The organism is Paraburkholderia unamae (genome assembly GCF_003268775.1).
Classification (GTDB): Bacteria; Pseudomonadota; Gammaproteobacteria; order Burkholderiales; family Burkholderiaceae; genus Paraburkholderia; species Paraburkholderia unamae.
Map to the genome: position 1 here is coordinate 123,095 of NZ_QLSU01000007.1, position 20,251 is coordinate 143,345.

Below are 20,251 nucleotides of genomic sequence, written 5' to 3' on the forward strand. Positions count from 1 at the left end.
CGACAACCAACGAAGCAAATTATACGGATCGACCTTGTGCGACGCAAGAGGATTTGCATTACGAAATTTAAAACCATAATGTGAAAAGCAATGCAGCCTCGGTAATTTCAGAAAAAGCACGGAAAATCATGGCATTGCCGATGGATCCCGCGCAAGCCATGCGACATGACTAGAGCGAAACCCCTAATTGCGTAGGGGAAATTTGCCTTGCACGTCGGATGATGCGTCGCAACATTCAAGCGGGGCGCATGGATCGTGCGCCGCGATGCCCCCCGGACATACCAGTAAGGTGCGGGCTACAATGCCGTCTGAATCGAGAACTTGCGCAGGGGCAAACGCATGGAATGCAAAGTTAGCTGGATGGGTCAGGACGGTATGGCGTTCGCGGCCGAAACGGGCAGCGGTCACCTCGTCAACATGGACGGCGCGCCGGAAGGCGGCGGCCACAACCTCGCGCCGCGGCCGATGGAAATGGTGCTGCTCGGCACGGGCGGCTGCACGGCTTATGACGTCGTGCTGATCCTGAAGAAGAGCCGCCAGGAAGTGAGCGGCTGCAACGTGACGCTCAAAGCCGAGCGCGCGAGCGAGGACCCGAAGGTCTTCACGAAGATCCACTTCCACTTCACCGTGACCGGCAAGAACCTGAACCCGGCCACTGTGGAACGCGCGATCAACCTCTCGCACGACAAGTACTGCTCGGCGTCGATCATGATCGGCAAGACCGCCGAGATCACGCACACGTTCGAGATCGTCGCGGCCTAAGGCCCGGCGACGCTCTCGCGATCGGCAAAAGACAAAGCCGGCGCGGTTCTTCGATGAACCGCGCCGGCTTTTTGCATGAATGAGGCTGCAAAGCAGGCCGATAAGCCGGATTCTGTGCACGCGGCGCGTCCGAAGACGCGCCGCGCGTGGCAGCCATTCCTCTAGGCGCGCCATTGCTGACGCGCTCAAGCTTCCTACCCGCAGACGGAATGGGGGCCCCATCCTGCATCCCGAAGATGCGCGCCTGCCTACTTGGAATTGCTCCGGGTGGAGGTTACCGTGCCGTCTACGTCGCCGCAGACGCGGTGCGCTCTTACCGCACCGTTTCACCCTTACCTGATCCCGACCGAAGTCGGGCCATCGGCGGTCTGTTCTCTGTTGCCCTGTTCCGCGTGTCGCCACGGATGGCCGTTAGCCATCACCCTGCCCTGTGGAGTCCGGACTTTCCTCGCCCCCTCGACCGAAATCTCGGGGCCGCGACTGCCTGGCCTGCTTTGCGAGGCGCGATCTTAGCACGTGCGGGCGCGTCGCGCCGGGGGCCGGATCGATTGCCGAATGCCGACGATCGCCGCCGAGCGTTTAGCGCGCGCGGCGGCCCGCACGGAATACCGTGGCATCGTCGTAGAAAGCGGAATCTTCGTTTTGCGGCCACCAGCCCGGAATGCCCAGCACCGGCAGCGGCGCGAAGCTGCGGCCGTTGAGCGCGCCGGGCGTGGCATCGGCGGCAAGCGTGGCGCTCACCGTTTCATCCAGATGCGCGTCGCGTTGCGCGCGCGGCCAGGTGAAATAGGCTTCGGGGACCTCGACCACCCACGCATGCGCCGTGCAGGCCGCATAGGGCGCGATCAACTTTTCGAGCAGCGCATGGCCGAACACGCGCACTTCACAGCGCGCGCCGCCCTCGTTGCCCTCGCCCGCGCTTGCGAACCGGGCCGGCGTTTCCCAGGCCGAGCGCCGCGCCACGAACAACGTGCGCCAGTCGAAGCTGCGCAGCGCCGCCGTGAGCGCCGGGTCCGACGACACGTACAGCACCGCATTCTCGTCGAACAACGTGAGCGCATCGCGCACGCCGCCGCGCGTGGGACCCACGCCCAGCACGTCGATGGCCGCGGCCTGGCGCGCGTTCAGCGTCGCCTTGATGCGCGGAAACGCAAACCACGCGAGCGCGTTGAAGAAGTCGTGGAGATTGTGGCGCGTGGGCACACAGCCCGTCGCGGCGATGTGCGCCTCGTAGGCCGCGCCTTCGGGCAGGTCGTCCTGGGCAATGAAGCCAAGACGCTGCCCACGCCCCGTGAACTGAACGCTGGCGCGCGCGTCGGCGTTCAGTTCGTCGAGATACGGCGCGTAACCCGCCAGCGCGGCCTGCTGCCAGCGCCGCCCGCGCGCTTCGTGTTGCGCGAACCAGGGACGCGCCCAGTCAATGTCGGCGAAACTGCCCGCGGGCAAGGTGCGACGCGGCGCTGGCATCGGTGCGTGCGCATCGATTGCCGCGACCGCAGCGACCGTTGCGCCCGCAGCCACGCCCGGCCCCGCCTCGCTCAAGCGAGCTTCCAGCCGATCGTCTCGCCGCCGCGCAGCGGCACGATGGGCGTGCCGCCCGCTTCGACTTCGGCGGGCAGCGTCCAGGTCTCGCGGTGCAGCGTGACCGTTTCGCTCGCGCGCGGCAGACCGTAGAAGTCCGCGCCGTAGAAGCTCGCGAAGCCTTCGAGCTTGTCGAGCGCGCCCGCATTGTCGAACGCCTCCGCATAGAGTTCGAGCGCGTGCAGCGCCGTGTAGCAGCCCGCGCAGCCGCACGCGTGTTCCTTCAGGCCCTTCGCATGCGGCGCGCTGTCGGTGCCGAGGAAGAAGCGATGATCGCCCGAGGTTGCGGCCTCGACGAGCGCGACGCGGTGCGTTTCGCGCTTGAGCACGGGCAGGCAGTAGTAGTGCGGACGGATGCCGCCCTGGAAGATCGCGTTGCGGTTGTACAGCAGGTGATGCGCGGTGATCGTCGCGCCGAGCAGACCAGGCGCCGCGTTATCGGCACGGATGTAGTCGACCGCGTCCTTCGTCGTGATGTGTTCGAACACCACCTTGAGCGCCGGGAAGTCGCGGCGCAGCGGCGTCATCACGCGGTCAATAAAGACCTTCTCGCGGTCGAACAGGTCGATATCGGCGCTCGTCACTTCACCGTGCACGAGCAGCGGCATGCCCACTTCCTGCATCGCTTCGAGCGTCTTCGCGCACTTGCGGATGTCGGTCACGCCGGCGTCCGAGTTCGTCGTCGCGCCCGCCGGGTACAGCTTCACGCCGTGCACGAAGCCGCTCGCCTTCGCGCGGCGGATTTCCTCGGGCGGCATGTTGTCGGTGAGATAAAGCGTCATCAGCGGCTCGAACGTCGAGCCCGCCGGCAGCGCCGCGAGAATGCGCTCGCGGTAGGCGGCGGCCTGCTCCGTGGTCGTCACGGGCGGCTTCAGGTTCGGCATGATGATCGCGCGGCCGAACTGGCGCGCGGTGTGCGGCAGCACCGCCGCGAGCATGGCGCCGTCGCGCACGTGCAGGTGCCAGTCGTCGGGGCGGGCGAGCGTGAGAGTCGTGGGGGAAGAAGCGTTCATGGCAGGAATCAGCGCGGCTACGAATGAATGAACGGCGGTGCGCTCGCCGGAACGCGCGCAGGCTGCCGGAAATTCCGGGCATATCACGGGAACAAGCACAGCGCTGACCGATGCGGGATCAAGGCGGGCGCTGTGCGCACCGTCGCGTGCACACGACAATTCGCGACGCCTGCACGCCGGCGTGCGCCCTTCGACGCAAACCTGCAATGCATCCGACAAATTTCGTATTGGCGAGCTGCGGGCCGGTGATATGCTTGGAAAATCATCATTGTACCGGTTCATGTAACAACCCAGCGGCCCCGTCTGCGAGCGTAGCCGCCTTAGTTGCATCACGCACCATCAGCACCATGTGCCAACTTCTCGGAATGAACTGCGCCGCGCCGACGGACGTCACGTTCTCCTTCACAGGATTCGCGGCGCGCGGCGGCGCCACCGATCACCACGCCGACGGCTGGGGGATCGCGTTCTTCGAGGACAAGGCCTGCCGCCTCTTCATCGACAACGAGGCTTCGGCGCGCTCGCCCATCGCCGAGATGGTCAAGCACTACCCCATCAAGTCGCGCAACACCATTGCGCATATCCGCAAGGCCACGCAAGGCAGTTGCGCACTGGAGAACAGTCACCCGTTCCAGCGCGAACTGTGGGGCCGGCACTGGATCTTCGCGCATAACGGCGACCTTCAGGACTTCAATCCGGTGATGTCGGGCGTGTACCAGCCGGTCGGCACGACCGACAGCGAGCGCGCGTTCTGCGTGCTGCTGCAAGGTCTGCGCAAGGCGTTCCCCGGCGCGCAGCCACCGCTCGACGAGCTGTTCGCCGCGCTCGAATCGCTCACGCGCGAGATCACGCAGTTCGGTGTGTTCAACTTCCTGATGTCGAACGGCCAGGCGCTGTTCGCGCATTGCTCGACGCATCTCTACTATCTGGTGCGGCGCTGGCCGTTCTCGACGGCGCATCTCGTCGACGCCGACGTGTCCATCGACTTCGCCAAGTACACGACGCCCGAGGACCGCGTGGCCGTGATCGCCACCGCGCCGCTCACCGACAACGAAGTCTGGACCCGCTTCGCCCCCGGCGACCTGATGATGTTCCAGCACGGCGACGTGATCGCGCAAACCAGCGTGCCGGTTCCGCAAAAGGTGCTCGACAAGCTCGCCAACCCTTGCCTCGATGCGTCCGCAAGCGCGCCGCGCGCGGCGCAGCCCGGCGAGCTTGCCCCGGAGGCCGTGGAAGCCTTGCAGACCTGGGGCGAGTGAGGCTCGCACAGGGCTCCCGCCCAAGGCACACGCCGGAAACGAAAAAAGCCGCGCAACTTGCGCGGCTTTTTTTCTTGCGACTCCCAGGCGATAACGGCTGACGCGCGAGCGCCCCTCAGTGCAGGATCTTCGCGAGAAAGTCCTTCGCGCGATCCGACTTCGGGCTCGCAAAGAAGGCCTCCTTCTGGTCGTCCTCGACGATGAGCCCCTGGTCCATGAAGATCACGCGGTGCGCGACCTTTTTCGCAAAGCCCATTTCGTGCGTCACGCACATCATGGTCATGCCTTCCTGGGCCAGCTCCACCATCACGTCGAGCACCTCGTTGATCATCTCGGGGTCGAGCGCCGAGGTCGGCTCGTCGAACAGCATGGCGATCGGGTCCATCGACAGCGCGCGCGCGATCGCCACGCGCTGCTGCTGACCGCCCGAAAGCTGGCCGGGGAATTTGTCGGCATGCGCGCGCAGGCCCACGCGGTCGAGCAGCTTCAGGCCCTTTTGCGTCGCTTCGTCCTTGCCGCGGCCGAGCACCTTGATCTGCGCGAGCGTGAGATTCTCGGTAATCGACAGATGCGGGAACAGTTCGAAGTGCTGGAACACCATGCCCACCTTCGCGCGCAGCTTCGAGAGATTGGTGCGCTTGTCGCCCACCGACTGGCCGTTCACGAGAATCTCGCCCTGCTGGAACGGTTCGAGCCCGTTGACGGTCTTGATGAGCGTGGATTTGCCCGAGCCCGAGGGCCCGCACACCACCACGACCTCACCCTTCTTCACTTCCGTCGTGCAGTCGGTCAGCACCTGGAACTGGCCGTACCACTTCGAAACGTTCTTAATTGAAATCATCTTGCGACCTTTTTCTGAAGACCTTTCACAAGGCTCGACGCGACCACGCAAACCACGAAATAGCATGCGCCCGCGAACAGTACCATCTCGACCGTGGTGCCGTCACGATCGCCGATATTGGTGGCCGTGCGAAAGAAGTCCGCAAGGCTGATCACGTACACGAGCGAGGTGTCCTGAAAGAGCACGATGGCCTGCGTGAGCAAAAGCGGCACCATCGCGCGAAACGCCTGCGGGAGCACCACGTAGCGCATCGCCTGGCCGTAGCGCATGCCGAGCGCGAACGACGCGTTCACCTGCCCGCGCGGCACCGCCTGGATGCCGGCGCGGATGATCTCCGAATAGTACGCGGCCTCGAACAGCGAGAACGCGACCATTGCCGAGGCAAGGCGAATGTCAATGTCAGGCGAGAGGCCCAGCACGCTTTGCAGCACCTGCGGCACGATCAGGAAGAACCACAGCAGAACCATCACGAGCGGGATCGAGCGGAAGATCGTGACGTAGCCCTTCGAGAACCATTCGAGCGGCTTCACGCTCGACAGGCGCATGAGCGCGAGCAGCGTGCCCCACAGAATGCCGATCACGATCGCGCACAGTGTGATCTTGAAGGTGACGATCGCGCCCGTCCACAGCGTGGGCAGCGCGCCTGGAATACCGCTCCAGTCGAAATGATGCATCACTTGCCTCCGATGTAGCCGGGGAGCCGGGACTTCGACTCGACCCAGCGCATGAGCGCCATCACCACGAGATTGATGAGCACGTACGCGAGCGTGACCGCGATGAACGACTCATAGGTCTGCGCCGTGTAGTCGACGAGCTGGCGAGCCTGGGCCGAGAGATCGAGCAGGCCGATCGTCGAGGCGACCGCCGAGTTCTTGAAGATGTTGAGGAACTCGGAGGTGAGCGGCGGCACGATGATGCGGTACGCGACCGGCAGCAGTACATAACGATACGTTTGCCACTGCGTGAAGCCCATCGCGAGGCCGGCTGCGCGCTGGCCGCGCGGCAACGCGTTGATGCCCGAGCGCACCTGCTCGCACACGCGCGCGCCGGTGAAAAGGCCCAGACACAGAATGGACGACGAAAAGAATTGCGCGTTGGGCGGCAACTGCTTGAACCAGTTGCCGAGCGCGGGCGGCAGCAGTTCCGGTATCACGAGATACCAGACGAAGAACTGCACGATCAGCGGGATGTTGCGAAACACGGCCACATAGACCGTGCCCGCTCCCGAGGCCCATTTATTGGGCGCCGTGCGCAGCACGCCGAAGAACGATCCCACGACGAGCGCGATCACCCACGCGGCGAGCGACACCGTGACCGTGACCCAGAGGCCCGAGATGAGCCAGCCGAGATAGGTGGTGGGTTCGCCGGTGGAAACCGGACTCAGCAGAATGCCCCAGTTCCAGTGATAGGACATGAAAGAACTCCAGGAAAAAAGAACGGAAGAAGGCGGCCTTCTTCCGTTCCGTTCCAGTTACAAGCCGGGGGCGGGACGAACCCGGTCGCCGATCAGTCGATTGCCTTGTCGTTCGGATTCTTGAACAGCGCCTTCATGTCGTCGCTCATCGGGAAGTTCAGGTTCAGGCCCTTCGGCGGAATCGGCGACTCGAACCACTTCTTGTAGATCGCGTTGCCGTCGCTCGAGGTCTGCACCTTGGCGATCGCGTCGTCGGCGATCTTCTTGAACTCGGGGTCGTTCTTGCGCATCATGCAGCCGTACGCTTCACGCGACTGCGCCTGGCCGACGATCACGAAGTCGCCCGGATTGTTCGACTTCGCGCGCTCGCCCGCGAGCAGCGCGTCGTCCATCATGAACGCCACCGCGCGACCCGTGGAGAGCGTCATGAACGACTCGCCGTGGTCCTTCGCGCTGATGATGTTCATGCCCATGCTCTTGTCCTGGTTCATCTTGCGCAGGAGGCGCTCGGACGTCGTGCCCGCCGTCGTCACGACGGTCTTGCCCTTCAGGTCGGCGAAGTCCTTGACGCCCGAATCCTTCTTCGTCATGAGGCGCGTGCCGATCACGAAGATCGTGTTCGTGAAGGCAGCCTGCTGCTGACGTTCCGCATTGTTCGTGGTCGAGCCGCACTCGATGTCCACCGTGCCGTTCTGCACGAGCGGAATGCGGTTTTGCGACGTGATCGGCACGAGCTTGACCTTGAGGTTGGGCATGTTGAGCTTCTGCTTGACCGCCTCGACGATCTTTTCTGCGTAGTCCTGCGAATAGCCGATCACATTCTGCTTGTCGTCGTAGTACGAGAACGGAATGGACGACTCGCGGTGACCCAGCGAAATGACGCCCGTGTCCTTGATTTTCTTGAGCGTGCCCGATTCCTGCGCGAAGGCGCCGGTGGCGGCGAAACCCAGGAGCGCGAGGATTGTGGCGGTCTTTTTGATCTGCATTTTTTTCTCCGTTGCAATACGTTGCAGGTAACTCATTGAGTGTAGCAAAGTAATTATTTTGAAAGAATCAAGAGTGACCCTGGCGCAACGCGCGCAGCGCATTTTCCCCTCCAGATGTGCGAAGGCGGACGCCCCCTTGTGGAGAGCGTCCGCCTTCTCTGCGCCTTGATGTGCAGCGCAAAAACTGTCACTGGCACTGATGCCAGTTCGGGCCCCGGCGCGCGCCTTTACCGGCCGCGCGCGGCGCCCTTTCTCCTGCTGGTCAGGGATACAGGCCGCGCATTTCGCGCGCCATCAGAATGCGCTTACATGCAACGATGAACGCCGCCGTACGCATCGAGACCTTCTGCTCGCTCGAAACCTGCCACACCGCCGTAAAGGCTTCGCGCATCACGCGCTCGAGACGTTCGTTGATCTCGTGCTCGGTCCAGAAGAAGCTCGAGAAGTCCTGCACCCACTCGAAGTACGAAACCGTCACGCCGCCCGCGTTCGCCACGACGTCGGGAATCACGAGAACGCCCTTGTCGTGCAGGATGTCGTCGGCTGCCGTCGTGGTCGGGCCGTTCGCGCCTTCCACGATGATCTTCGTGCGGATCTTGCCCGCGTTCTTTTCCGTGATCTGGTTTTCCAGCGCGGCCGGAATGAGGATGTCGGTTTCGACGGTCCAGAATTCGTCGTTCGCCATCACTTCGGCGCCCGCGAAGCCCGCCACGCCGCCCGTCTTCGCAACGTGCTCGAGCAGCGCTTCCGCGCTCATGCCGCTCGAGTTATAGAGCGAGCCGGTATGGTCTTGCACCGCGACGATCTTCGAGCCCGCTTCCTGGAAGAGGCGCGCGGCAATGCCGCCCACGTTGCCGAAGCCCTGCACGGCAATGCGTGCGCCGTCGATCGAAAGACCCGTGCGGCGCGCCGCTTCGCAGCCCACGACGAACACGCCGCGGCCCGTGGCCTCGCGACGGCCGAGCGAGCCGCCGAGCGAGATGGGCTTGCCCGTCACGACGCCCGTGGCCGTCTGGCCCTGGTTCATCGAGTAGGTGTCCATCATCCACGCCATGATCTGCTCGTTCGTGTTGACGTCCGGCGCGGGAATGTCGGTGTTCGGTCCGATGATGATGCCGATTTCGCTGGTGTAGCGGCGCGTGACGCGCTCGAGCTCACCACGCGAAAGCGTGCGCGGATCGACGCGGATACCGCCCTTCGCGCCGCCGTACGGCACGTTCACCGCAGCGTTCTTCACCGACATCCACGCGGACAGCGCCATCACTTCGGAGAGCGTAACGTCCTGGTGATAACGCACGCCGCCCTTGCCGGGACCGCGCGAAACGTTGTGCTGGACACGATAGCCTTCGAAGTGCGCAACGGTGCCGTTATCGAGTTCGATGGGGCAATCGACGATCAGGATGCGCTTGGGGCGCTTGAGCGTTTCGAGCCAGCGCGAGAGCGAGCCGAGATACGGCGCGACGCGATCGACCTGACGAAGATAGTTGCCCCACGGGCCGAGATCGTCGGCGTGGAGATAGGAGGGAACCGACTGCAATTGGGAAGACATGAACGCTCCGATCGAACAAGTGGTGCCATTGTCAGAAAACGCCCACGTGAAATCCAATGCCGTTTGATCATCCCGTTATGCTTTTCGTGCATAACGTCCCCGAAGTCGAAAAAACGTGTCGCGGGCACCGTGTTTCCAGCCTTACAGGCTGAAATAACATGACTGTTTGCACGATTGATGGTGATCATCACGTGATTGTTGCTGCGCGCGAAATACCTCAATGCGGCGTCGATGCATGTGCCATGCGAGAGCCGCGCTCCCGTTGCGGGCGCCGCCGTTTCGCATCGTCCTGAGCTTTACAGTGCGTTCAGGTTGGCGATTCGTCAGCCTGCGCGGCCGCCGCGCGCCGCCGCGCCTTCGCGTTGCGCAAGCTCCGCGCTCACGGCTTCCCACAGTTCGCGCACGAGCGCCTGGCGCGCGTCGTCGCCTTGCGTCGCGAGTTTGTCGCGATACAGGCGGATTTCCATGTCGAGCGTGAACTGCCCCTCGGGCACGCCGCGCGTGCCGCGATCGAGCCGGATCAGATGTCCCTGCGCCACCGCGTCCTCCACCGCGCTGTGCGGCAGAAAGGCGATGCCGTGACCGGCCAGCGCCATCGCCTTGAGGCCTTCAGCCATATCGGTTTCGTACACGCGATCCAGATAGAGCCGCGCCGGTGCGTTGGCGACGATCACCTCGGTCATGCGGCCCAGATAGGCGTTCGGCGTGTACGAGAGATACGGTGCGGGCGCATCGGGCGTGCCCGGCAGCGTGTAACGCGCGCGCCCTGCCCGCTGCGACGCGGAGTACGGACTGATCGACTCGATGCCGAGTGTAAGCGTGTCGTATCGCGCGGGGTCGAGCGTCACCGGATGGCTCGGGTGGTGGTAGCCCATCACGAGGTCGCAGCCGCCCTCCACGAGCGAGAGCACAGCGTCGTGCACGTTGAGCGCGCGCAGGCGCGTGTGGATGCGGCCGAGCTTCGCCTCGATGTGCTGGAGCCAGCGGGGAAAGTACGTGAGCGATAGCGTGTGCGGCACCGCGAACTCGATGGTCGCGGCGGGCGTGGCCGTATGGCCGCGCAGCAGCGTGCGCGCCTCGTGAAACTGCGAGAGCATCGCGAGCGCCTGCTCGTAGAAAACCTGGCCCGCGGCGGTGAGGCGTGTCGGATATACCGAACGATCGATCAGTTCGGTGCCGAGCCACGCTTCGAGTGCCTGGATGCGGCGCGAGAAGGCCGGTTGCGTCACGTGGCGCAACTCGGCCGAGCGGCTGAAACTATGCGTCTCCGCGAGCGAAACGAAGTCTTCGAGCCATTTGAGTTCCATGCGGGGCCAGCGAGCGGATGAGAAGTCCGCATTCTAGGCCCGCGCGCGCACGGCCGGGTGGCGGCGCGGCGAATTTCGCGCCGTGCCGGCGGGATGCTTTGGAAGACGCTTAACGGGACGCCGTGCCAAGCGCGGCTTGCAGTTGCGCGACCACGCCGCTCCAGTCGCCGAGCGTGGACTGGCGGAACACGCGCGCCGACGGATACCAGACCGAATCGGCGCGATCCTTGCCCCAGCGCCAGTCGGGCTGCGCGGCCAGCAGCACCCACACCGGCTTGCCGAGCGCGCCGGCGAGGTGCGCCACCGAGGTATCGACGGTAATGACGAGGTCGAGCGCCGCGATAAGCGCCGCCGTGGCCGCGAAGTCGTGCAGATCGTCGCCGAGCGCGTCCATCGGCCAGCGCCCCGCGACTCGCGCGAGTTGCGCGGCCCCCGGTCCCTTCTGGATCGCGAACCAGGCGTTGCCGGTGAGTTCGGCAAGCGGCAGGAGCGATTCGAGCGGCACGGAGCGGAACGCGTCGAAATGGTGGCGCGGGTTGCCCGCCCACACGAGCCCGATGCGGCGACGCGCGGCGCCGGACAGCGCATTCACGCGTGCGCGCCACGCAACGGCCTGCACGGAGTCGGCGCGCATGTAAGGCGTGGCGGCGTAGATCGGCCGGCCGGGGAACTTGAGCGGGAGGCTCATCACGTCGCACCTGTAGTCGTATTCCGACGCGAAGGCTTCGTCACTCGGCGCGGCGTCGAGCACGCGCGCCACGCCCGGCACCGTCGCGGCGAGCGTCGCCAGTTCCGGGGCGACCCACGCGTCGACCTGCGCGCCCATCTGCGCGAGCAGGCCCGCATAGCGCACGAACTGGATCTGGTCGCCCACGCCCTGCTCGCGGCAGATCAGAAAACGCTTGCCCGCGAGCGGCTCCCCTTGCCATTCGGCGCCAGGCCGTTTGGGGTAATTGGGCTTGCCGATGGTGGTGATCTTGCGGTTTTCGAACAGCGGCCAGCCGTCCGCATAGTCCTCGCGCCTGAGCATCAGCATGCCCAACTGGAAACCCGATTCCGGCAAGCCGGGGTTCAGTTCCAGCGCGCGGCGATATTCGACTTCCGCTTCGTCGTAACGCGCGAGCGCCGTTAGCGCGAAGGCGAGATTGTTGATGACGCCCGCCCCGTCGGGCTTGAGCTCGATCGCGCGGCGGTAAAGCGGAATCGCCTCTTCATAGCGGTGCATCGCATCGTAGGCGTAGCCGAGTTCGAAGAGCGCGAGCACGTTGTCGGGGTCGCGCGCGATCACGGGCTCGAAGCAGGCGGCGGCTTCGGCGTGCTTTTCCATGCCGCGCAGTAGCCGTCCCATATGGATCAGCGTATTCGGGTCGCGCGGGTCGAGCGCCGCGGCCGCGCGGAATTCCTCCAGCGCGTCGGCCTTTTGCCCGGCCGCTTCGAGCGCGCGCCCGAGGTTGAACGCAAAATGCGCCGAATTCGGCTCCAGCGCGCGCGCGCGACGGTAGTGCTGCGCGGCGTCCGCGCGATCGCCGAGTTCCATCAGCGCATTGCCGAGGTTGTTGTGCGCGTTCGCGAAATCGGGCGCGATAGCCAGCGCCTTGCGCTGCCACGCGGCGGCGCCCGTGTGGTCGCCCTGGCGCGCGGCGACCACGCCGCGGTTGGCCTGGTATTCGGCGTTGTCCGGCGCTTGCGTGAGAGCGCGGTCGATCAGGGCGGCGGCTTGCGCCAGGTCGTCGCGGCCGAGCGCGATCACACCGAGATAGTGCAGCGCGCCGGGATGATCGGGCTGCGCGTCGAGTGCGGACTCGTAAAGGTCGCTTGCGTCGTCGATCCGGCCCGCGCGGTGGTAGGCGAGACCGGCGTCGACCAGGGCCGCGGCCTGCTCGGAAGCGATGGTGGAAGCGAGGGGGGGAGCATCGGGAGACATGGCAGCAAACATTTGATTAGGCGCAAACTTTTGACGTGATCGCACTCTATACCCGTCTCAAAACCCCCGATCTCGTTAAGCGGCCGGCGCGACGGAACGCCTCAGGGCGCATCGCACGCCGGCGCTGAACCATGCCTGACAGCCCCGCCCTCGGGCCCTGTCGGCGAGGTGCTAAAATACGCGGTTCCCGCCGTCGTCAATCCGACCGCAACCGACCGCCAACTGAGTCCTACTGAGCGTAACGCCCCACGTTACGTCCCCATCATGTCCGACACTCGTCCCGATACCCTCTTCGCGCTCAACGCGCTCTCCCCGCTCGACGGCCGCTATGCCTCGAAAACCGAAGCCCTGCGCGACTGGCTCTCGGAAGCCGCATTCATGCGCAACCGCGTGACCGTGGAAATTCACTGGCTGATCGCGCTCTCGCAGGCGGGTTTCGCGGAAGTGCCGCGCTTCTCGGAAGCGTCGGAGCAGTTCCTGCTCAAGCTCGCCGAGAACTTCACGGCGCACGACGCCGCGCGCATCAAGGACATCGAGCGCGTGACGAACCACGACGTGAAGGCCGTGGAGTACTGGCTCAAGGAGTCGGTGAAGGGTCAGCCGGAACTGGAGCGCGCAAGCGAATTCATCCACTTCGCCTGCACCTCGGAAGACATCAATAACACGTCGCACGGCCTGATGCTCGCGGGCGCCCGCGAGCACGTGATCCTGCCGGCGTTGCGCTCGGTGCATCAGCGCCTTGTGACGCTCGCGCACACGCACGCCGAGCAGCCGATGCTCTCGCGCACGCACGGCCAGCCGGCCAGCCCGACGACGCTCGGCAAGGAAATCGCCAACGTCGCGGCGCGTCTCGCGCGCGCGATCACGCGCATCGAGAAGGTCGAACTGCTCGGCAAGATGAACGGCGCGGTCGGCAACTTCAATGCGCACCTCTCGGCATATCCGGAATTCGACTGGGAAGCATTCTCGAAGAAGGTCGTTGAAGAGCGCCTGAAGCTCACGTTCAACCCGTACACGATCCAGATCGAACCGCACGACTACATGGCGGAACTGTTCGACGCCGTCGCGCGCGCGAACACGATCCTGCTCGACCTCGATCGCGACGTGTGGGGCTACATCTCGCTCGGCTACTTCAAGCAGAAGACGAAGGCTGGCGAAATCGGCTCGTCGACCATGCCGCACAAGGTCAACCCGATCGACTTCGAAAACTCGGAAGGCAACCTCGGCCTCGCCAACGCCACGCTGCGCCACCTGGCCGACAAGCTGCCGGTCTCGCGCTGGCAGCGCGACCTCACCGACTCGACCGTGCTGCGCAACATCGGCGTGGCGTTCGGCTACTCGCTGCTGTCGTACGACGCGCTGATCCGCGGCCTGGACAAGCTCGAAGTGAACCCGCAGCGTCTGAACGACGACCTCGACGCAACGTGGGAAGTGCTGGCCGAGCCGGTGCAGACGGTGATGCGCCGCTACGGCATCGAGAACCCGTACGAGCAGTTGAAGGAACTCACGCGCGGCAAGGGCATCACGCGCGAAGCGTTGCAGACGTTCGTGAGCGGTCTCGCGATTCCTGAAGACGCGAAGAAGCGTCTGCTCGACATGACGCCCGCGTCGTACGTCGGCAAGGCCGTGGAACTGGCGAAGCGCATTTCGTAATCGCCATACGGCCAGGCCATAAAAAAAGCGCTCGATTGAATCGAGCGCTTTTTTCGTTTACCGCCGCCAACGCGTTATCGCTGCGCGCGGCGCACTTCCAGTTGCTTCATCACCTCGTCGACGATCTGCTCGGGCGAGAGTTCGATGCTCACCTCGATCGCCTCATCCGGGCCCGGCGCTTCGAGCGTCTCGAGCTGGCTTTGCAGCAGCGACGGGTCGAAGAAGTGGCCGGTGCGCGAGACGAGGCGCTCGTGCAGCACGTCGAACGAGCCCTTCAGGTACACGAAGCACACGTCGCGATCGTTGCCGCGCAGGATGTCGCGATACGAGCGCTTGAGCGACGAGCACGTGAAAACGGCCGTATCGTGCGCGCGCTGCTTCTCCTCGATCGCGGCGCGAATCGTACGCAGCCACGGCCAGCGGTCGTCGTCGGTGAGGGGGATGCCGTCGTGCATCTTCTTCTTGTTGGCTTCGCTGTGAAAAGCGTCGCCATCGGTGAAGTCGCACTTGAGGCGCTCGGCGAGCATTTCGCCGATGCGTGTCTTGCCGGCGCCCGACACGCCCATCGCTATCAGGATCATTTACCGCTCCAGTTCTACACCACCGCTGCCAAGGCAAATGTGAGGCCAAGGCCCAGCAGCGAAATAATCGTTTCCAGCAGCGACCAGGTCTTGAACGTCTGACCCACGGTCATGCCGAAATACTCCTTGATCAGCCAGAATCCGCCGTCGTTGACGTGCGAGAAGATCAGCGAGCCCGAGCCCGTAGCGAGCACGAGCAACTCCGGCTTCACCGTCATGGCGCTGGCCGACGCGATCGGCGCGACGATGCCGCATGCCGTGGTCATGGCGACCGTGGCCGAACCCGTGGCAAGACGGATCAGCGCGGCGACGAGCCAGCCGAGCAGAAGCGGCGACAGATGCTCGTTCTGTGCCAGCTCGACGATCTGCTTCGATACGCCGCTGTCCATCAGCACGCGGCCAAAGCCGCCGCCCGCGCCGACGATCAGCGTGATGCCCGCGATCGGCGCGAGACAGTCGCCGCAGAACTTCTGGATCTGCTCGCGCGTGAAGCCGCGTTGCGCGCCGAAGGTCCAGAAGCTTACCAGCACGGCGATCAGCAGGGCGACGTCCGAGGTGCCGATAAAGTGCAACAGATTGTTCGGCAGCGTCTTGGGCGTGAACACGAGATCGGCCCAGCTACCCACCAGCATCAGGATCACGGGCAGCAGGATCGTGAAGAGCGTCACGCCGAAGCTCGGCAGTTCGCTATCGGGCTTGGGATCGGCCTTGCTCACGAACTGTTCGGACAGCGGATTGCTCTCCGGCAGCTTGATGAAGCGGTGAATGAAGAGCGCGAACAGCGGCCCGGCGATGATCGCCGTGGGCACGCCTACGATCAGGCCGTAAGCGATGGTCTTGCCGATGTCGGCGTGATACGCCTGCACGGCGAGGAGCGCGGCCGGGTGCGGCGGAATCAGCCCGTGCACGACGGAGAGACCCGCCACCATCGGCAAGCCGATCAGCAGCAGCGACTTGCCGGTGCGCTTGGCGACGTTGAACGCGATCGGAATCAGCAGCACGAAGCCGACTTCGAAGAACACCGGCAAGCCGACGATGATCGCGACGACCATCATGGCCCAGTGAATGTTCTTCTCGCCGAACCAGCGGATGAGCGTCGTGGCGATGCGCTCGGCGCCGCCCGATTCGGCCATCATCTTGCCGAGCATCGTGCCGAGGCCCACCACGATGGCGATGTGGCCAAGCGTGTTGCCGTTGCCGGTTTCGAACGACTTGACGATCTGATCCATCGGCATGCCGACGGCCAGGCCGAGCAGCAGCGAAACGATGATCAGGACGAGAAACGGATAAACCTTGAAGCGCGTGATCAGCAGGATCAGCGCAGCGATCGCGACGAGCGCGTAAATCAGCAGCATGCTGCCGTGGGCCACTCCCATGAGGCTCTTCTCCAGGTAGTTGTTCGATGTCCTTTCGCCCGGTGCGCCGACGCGTGCGCGGCGGCGGCACACGCGGAATCTACGCGGTGCGAAAGGGGCCGGCCGTCGCCGGGCCGGGGATTGTAGAGGTTATAACGACTTTTGGCGCAGCGTGCTGGAAAGACGAGCGAGCCGCGCAAGGCGCGCGCCTGAAAGGCGCCGTTTGCGCGGCTCGTTATGCCCCCAGACTCGCGGGCGCAGCGTTCCGGTCATCGTTGCGCCGCAACATGCGGCGCGGGGTCAAGCGAAGCGGTATCAGCGCACCGGGCGCGACAGCTCGCTCGCGGCATGCGCGAGACGCGTGATTTCGTCCCAGTTCTGCGAAGCGAGCGCAGCCTTCGGCGTGAGCCACGAACCGCCTACGCACACCACGTTCGGCAGCGCGAGGAAGGTCGGCGCCGATTCGGCGCTGATGCCGCCCGTCGGGCAGAACTTGAGCGTCGGGAACGGGCCATGGAACGCTTGCAGCATGTTCAGACCGCCGGCCGGCACTGCCGGGAAGAACTTCACGATCTCGTAACCCAGTTCCATCGCGACGATGATGTCGGTCGGCGTCATCACGCCCGGCAGGAGCGGCAGGCCCGCGTCGAGCGACGCCTGATGGATCTCGCGCGTGAGGCCCGGCGACACGCCGAACTGCGCGCCGGCCTGCTTCGCGAGTGCGCAGTGCTCGGGCTTCGTGATCGTGCCCACACCCACGACGATGTCCGGCGCGATTTTGGCGGCGCGCTCGATGGCTTCGAGACCGGCTTTCGTGCGCAGCGTGATTTCCAGCACCTTCACGCCGCCCGCGTGCAGCGCGCGCGAAACGTGCTCGCCCTGCTCCGGCGTGTCGAAGGCGAGCACCGGAATGACGGGACCCAGGCGGACGATGTCGGCCACTGTGCTATTTGCCATGTTCAGGCTCCTTGATGATGAAATCAGTTCGCGGCGTGGGCCGCGGCGTTCGTCGTGTGCGCGACCGGTGCGGCCGGCGCAGTCGCGGCCTGCTCGCCGACGAGCGGCCCGAACACCGTTGCGCCCAGCTCGGCCGGTGCGGCGGCGGCGCGGAACACGCCAAACAGCTCGCGGCCGAAGCCCACTTCGTTGAGATCCTGGTGCGCGGGCTGCGCGACCGGGCGCGCTTCCCACTCGGCGGCGTCCACTTCGATGTCGAGCAAGCCTTCCACGGCGTCGATCACGATCGTATCGCCGTCGCGCACCTTGCCGATCGGCCCGTGCAGCAGCGTTTCCGGCGAAACGTGGATCACGGCCGGCACCTTGCCCGACGCGCCCGACATGCGCCCGTCGGTGACGAGCGCCACATGAAAGCCCTTGTCCTGCAACACGCCGAGCAGCGGCGTGAGGCGGTGCAGCTCCGGCATGCCGTTCGCGCGCGCGCCCTGGAAGCGCACGACAGCCACGAAATCGCGCTCCAGCTCGCCGCGATCGAACGCTTCCTGCACGGCTTCCTGCGAATCGAACACGATGGCGGGCGCACGCACTTTGCGGCGCTCCGGCGCCACGGCCGACACCTTGATGACGCCGCGACCCAGACGCCCCTGCATCAGGCGCAGGCCGCCGTCCGGCTGGAACGGCGTCGCGAGCGGACGCAGAACGGACTCGTCAGCGCTTTTTTCCACGGCCGAAACCCACGTGAGCTTGCCGTCGATGAGCTTCGGCTCTTCGGTGTAATGACGCAGGCCCTTGCCCGCGACAGTGTTCACGTCTTCGTGCAGCAGCCCGCCGTCGAGCAGTTCGCGCACGAGGAAGGCGATGCCGCCCGCCGCGTGGAAATGGTTCACGTCGGCCTTGCCGTTCGGGTACACGCGCGCGAGCAGCGGCACGGCGTCCGAGAGCACGTCGAAATCGTTCCAGTCGATGATGATGCCTGCCGCCCGCGCCATCGCCACGAGGTGCAGTGTGTGATTGGTCGAGCCGCCCGTGGCCATCAGCGCGACGATGCCGTTGATCACGGCCTTTTCGTCGACCACGTGACCAATCGGCGTGTAGTTGCCGCGCTCGACGGTGAGTTCGAGCACCCGGCGCGCCGCAGCGGCGGTCAGCTCGTCGCGCAGCGGCGTATGGGGATGGATGAACGCGGAGCCCGGCAGATGCAGGCCCATGATCTCCATGAGCATCTGGTTGCTGTTGGCCGTGCCGTAGAACGTGCAGGTGCCGTGACCGTGATAGGCGGCCGCCTCCGATTCGAGCAGCGCCGCGCGGTCGCACTGGCCGGTGGCGAACTGCTGGCGCACCTTGGCCTTGTCGTCGTTTGAGATGCCGCTCGTCATCGGGCCGGCGGGCACGAAAACGGTGGGCAGATGACCGAACTGCAACGCGCCGATCACGAGGCCCGGCACGATCTTGTCGCACACGCCCAGGCACAGCGCCGCATCGAACATGTTGTGCGTGAGCGCCACGGCCGTGCTCATCGCGATCACCTCGCGCGAGAACAGCGACAGCTCCATGCCGGCGTTGCCCTGCGTGACGCCGTCGCACATCGCCGGCACGCCGCCCGCGAACTGCGCCACGCCGCCGCCTTCGCGGGCCGCCTTCTTGATGATGTCGGGGAAATCCTTGTAGGGCGCGTGCGCCGAGAGCATCTCGTTATAAGCCGAGACGATGCCGATGTTCGGCTCGCGAATCGACTTGATCGAGATCTTGTCGCGGCCTTCGAGGCCGGCGAAACCGTGCGCAAGATTCGCGCACGAGAGCGCGCCACGCGCCGGGAAACGATCCTGAGCGGCCGCAATGCGCGCGAGATAGGCCTCGCGGGTCGGCTTGCTGCGCTCGATCACGCGCTGCGTGACCTTCATCAACTGAGAATGCGGGGAAACCATCGAATCTCCTTCCTTCTTGTCTCGGCGGGGACGCTCGGGGCCAGATCAGGCGCGCCTGCGGCGCTCCAGACAGCGATGGCGCGATGTTAGTAGAAAAACTACAAGCCGACAATCCCGGTTAGACCCTGGGGGCGCAACGTTACACGAACGCCTAGTCTTATTACTGACGGGACTCGCGCGACGCTGCGCAACCAACCCGGAGAGAAGCAAACGACGATCCTGTAGTTTTTGTACATAACGTACGATCCGCTATAGTCCACGGATCTTTCAGCATAGTGCGAGTTTCCCGATGCTGCTGTCCCAGGTGAAAGCCATGCGCGAGCAATTGCGCCCTTCGGAGCGCAAGCTCGCCGATTACGTGGTGGAAGCGCCGCGCGAGGTGCTCGACCTTTCGATGACCGAGGTCGCCGAGCGCGCGGGCGTGAGCCAGCCGACCATCGCACGGTTCTGTCATGCGCTGGGTTTCTCGGGATTCCGGGAGTTCAAGATCCGCCTCGCCCAGGCCGTTGCCGCCGACCTGCCAACGGAACATCCGGCCGTCTATCGCGACGTGAGTCCGAACGAACCAGTGCCGGGCGTCGCGGCGAAGGTGCTGGACCGGACCATCGGCGCGCTCGTGCAGGTGCGCAACAACCTCTCGACCGACTCGCTCGCCGCGGCCATCGACCTGCTCGCCAACGCTGCGCGCATCGAGTTCTATGGCGCAGGCGGCTCGGGCATCGCCGCGCAGGACATGCAGCACAAGTTCTTTCGCCTTGGCATGCCGAGCGTCGCGTACGCGGACCCGCACACATTCCTGATGTCGGCGGCGCTGCTCGGGCCCGGTGACGTGGTCGTGGCGATCTCGAACACGGGACGTACGCGCGACATCGTGGACGCCGCGCGCACGGCGCTCGGCCGTGGCGCGAAGGTCATCGCGATCACGCATGGCACGTCTCCGCTCGCGCGGCTCGCGAGCGTGGGCCTGCACGCAAACGTCGACGAGGACACCGACGTCTTTTCGCCGATGACTTCACGCACCTCGCATCTCGCGATCGGCGACATCCTCGCGGTGGGCGTGGCGCTCCAACGCGGCCCCGAACTCGCTGAAAAGCTCGCCGACGCGAAAGACATCATCGCGCGGCGAAGGCTGGACCCGAACGGCTAA

17 protein-coding genes and 1 other RNA gene are annotated in these 20,251 nt (G+C 65.0%); 4 read left to right on the top strand and 14 right to left on the bottom strand.

Annotated elements, in window-relative coordinates:
- Window positions 1-339 precede the first annotated feature (339 nt).
- Window positions 340-762 carry an OsmC family protein gene (locus C7401_RS13735; protein ID WP_103702197.1) on the top strand — a complete coding sequence of 141 codons (423 nt, stop codon included), beginning with the start codon at window positions 340-342 and terminating at the stop codon, window positions 760-762.
- Between the two features lie 85 nt (window positions 763-847).
- Here the strand turns inward: C7401_RS13735 and rnpB are convergent.
- From rnpB to pyrC, 3 genes are all read right to left on the bottom strand, one after another.
- Window positions 848-1,258: RNase P RNA component class A (gene rnpB / locus C7401_RS13740), an RNA gene on the bottom strand.
- Between the two features lie 83 nt (window positions 1,259-1,341).
- A complete protein-coding gene (locus C7401_RS13745) occupies window positions 1,342-2,229 on the bottom strand; it encodes a DUF3025 domain-containing protein (protein ID WP_112172120.1) in 888 nt (295 codons plus the stop codon).
- A 71-nt stretch (window positions 2,230-2,300) separates the two neighbouring features.
- Entirely contained in the window at window positions 2,301-3,356 is a 1,056-nt protein-coding gene (gene pyrC, locus C7401_RS13750) for a dihydroorotase (protein WP_112172119.1), read from the bottom strand.
- Window positions 3,357-3,703: 347 nt separating this feature from the next.
- On the opposite strand from pyrC, the gene C7401_RS13755 reads away from it, so the two are divergent.
- Entirely contained in the window at window positions 3,704-4,612 is a 909-nt protein-coding gene (locus tag C7401_RS13755; protein WP_112171936.1) for a class II glutamine amidotransferase, read from the top strand.
- A 115-nt stretch (window positions 4,613-4,727) separates the two neighbouring features.
- Here C7401_RS13755 and C7401_RS13760 read toward each other — a convergent pair whose 3' ends face one another.
- The 7 genes from C7401_RS13760 to C7401_RS13790 all read right to left on the bottom strand — a co-directional run bounded on the left by C7401_RS13760 (window position 4,728) and on the right by C7401_RS13790 (window position 12,633).
- Window positions 4,728-5,453 carry an amino acid ABC transporter ATP-binding protein gene (locus C7401_RS13760; protein WP_112171937.1) on the bottom strand — a complete coding sequence of 242 codons (726 nt, stop codon included), beginning with the start codon at window positions 5,451-5,453 and terminating at the stop codon, window positions 4,728-4,730.
- Window positions 5,450-6,127, bottom strand: coding sequence for a glutamate/aspartate ABC transporter permease GltK (gene gltK, locus C7401_RS13765; protein ID WP_112171938.1), 678 nt, complete (start codon window positions 6,125-6,127; stop codon window positions 5,450-5,452). Before gltK ends, C7401_RS13760 begins: the two co-directional genes overlap by 4 nt.
- The gene (locus C7401_RS13770) at window positions 6,127-6,867 is read right to left on the bottom strand and encodes an amino acid ABC transporter permease (RefSeq protein ID WP_112171939.1); all 741 of its coding nucleotides are present in this window, start codon (window positions 6,865-6,867) and stop codon (window positions 6,127-6,129) included. Before C7401_RS13770 ends, gltK begins: the two co-directional genes overlap by 1 nt.
- Before the next feature lie 92 nt (window positions 6,868-6,959).
- Entirely contained in the window at window positions 6,960-7,853 is an 894-nt protein-coding gene (locus tag C7401_RS13775; protein ID WP_112171940.1) for a glutamate/aspartate ABC transporter substrate-binding protein, read from the bottom strand.
- Window positions 7,854-8,115: 262 nt separating this feature from the next.
- Entirely contained in the window at window positions 8,116-9,402 is a 1,287-nt protein-coding gene (locus C7401_RS13780; protein ID WP_069268469.1) for a Glu/Leu/Phe/Val family dehydrogenase, read from the bottom strand.
- A 323-nt stretch (window positions 9,403-9,725) separates the two neighbouring features.
- Window positions 9,726-10,709, bottom strand: a complete 984-nt coding sequence (locus tag C7401_RS13785) for a LysR family transcriptional regulator (RefSeq protein ID WP_112171941.1) — start codon at window positions 10,707-10,709, stop codon at window positions 9,726-9,728.
- Window positions 10,710-10,818: 109 nt separating this feature from the next.
- Window positions 10,819-12,633: a tetratricopeptide repeat protein gene (locus C7401_RS13790; RefSeq protein WP_181565580.1), complete on the bottom strand. Its 1,815-nt coding sequence runs from the start codon at window positions 12,631-12,633 to the stop codon at window positions 10,819-10,821.
- Between the two features lie 264 nt (window positions 12,634-12,897).
- Between C7401_RS13790 and purB the strand changes: the two genes are divergently transcribed.
- Window positions 12,898-14,286, top strand: coding sequence for an adenylosuccinate lyase (purB, locus tag C7401_RS13795; RefSeq protein ID WP_112171943.1), 1,389 nt, complete (start codon window positions 12,898-12,900; stop codon window positions 14,284-14,286).
- 74 nt (window positions 14,287-14,360) lie between these two features.
- Here the strand turns inward: purB and C7401_RS13800 are convergent, their stop codons facing one another.
- From C7401_RS13800 to edd, 4 genes are all read right to left on the bottom strand, one after another.
- Window positions 14,361-14,867, bottom strand: coding sequence for a gluconokinase (locus C7401_RS13800; RefSeq protein WP_112171944.1), 507 nt, complete (start codon window positions 14,865-14,867; stop codon window positions 14,361-14,363).
- Between the two features lie 14 nt (window positions 14,868-14,881).
- Window positions 14,882-16,243, bottom strand: coding sequence for a GntP family permease (locus C7401_RS13805; RefSeq protein ID WP_112171945.1), 1,362 nt, complete (start codon window positions 16,241-16,243; stop codon window positions 14,882-14,884).
- A 294-nt stretch (window positions 16,244-16,537) separates the two neighbouring features.
- Window positions 16,538-17,179, bottom strand: a complete 642-nt coding sequence (gene eda / locus C7401_RS13810; protein ID WP_112171946.1) for a bifunctional 4-hydroxy-2-oxoglutarate aldolase/2-dehydro-3-deoxy-phosphogluconate aldolase — start codon at window positions 17,177-17,179, stop codon at window positions 16,538-16,540.
- Window positions 17,180-17,202: 23 nt separating this feature from the next.
- The gene (edd, locus tag C7401_RS13815) at window positions 17,203-19,104 is read right to left on the bottom strand and encodes a phosphogluconate dehydratase (RefSeq protein ID WP_112171947.1); all 1,902 of its coding nucleotides are present in this window, start codon (window positions 19,102-19,104) and stop codon (window positions 17,203-17,205) included.
- A 289-nt stretch (window positions 19,105-19,393) separates the two neighbouring features.
- On the opposite strand from edd, the gene C7401_RS13820 reads away from it, so the two are divergent.
- The gene (locus C7401_RS13820) at window positions 19,394-20,251 is read left to right on the top strand and encodes a MurR/RpiR family transcriptional regulator (RefSeq protein WP_112171948.1); all 858 of its coding nucleotides are present in this window, start codon (window positions 19,394-19,396) and stop codon (window positions 20,249-20,251) included.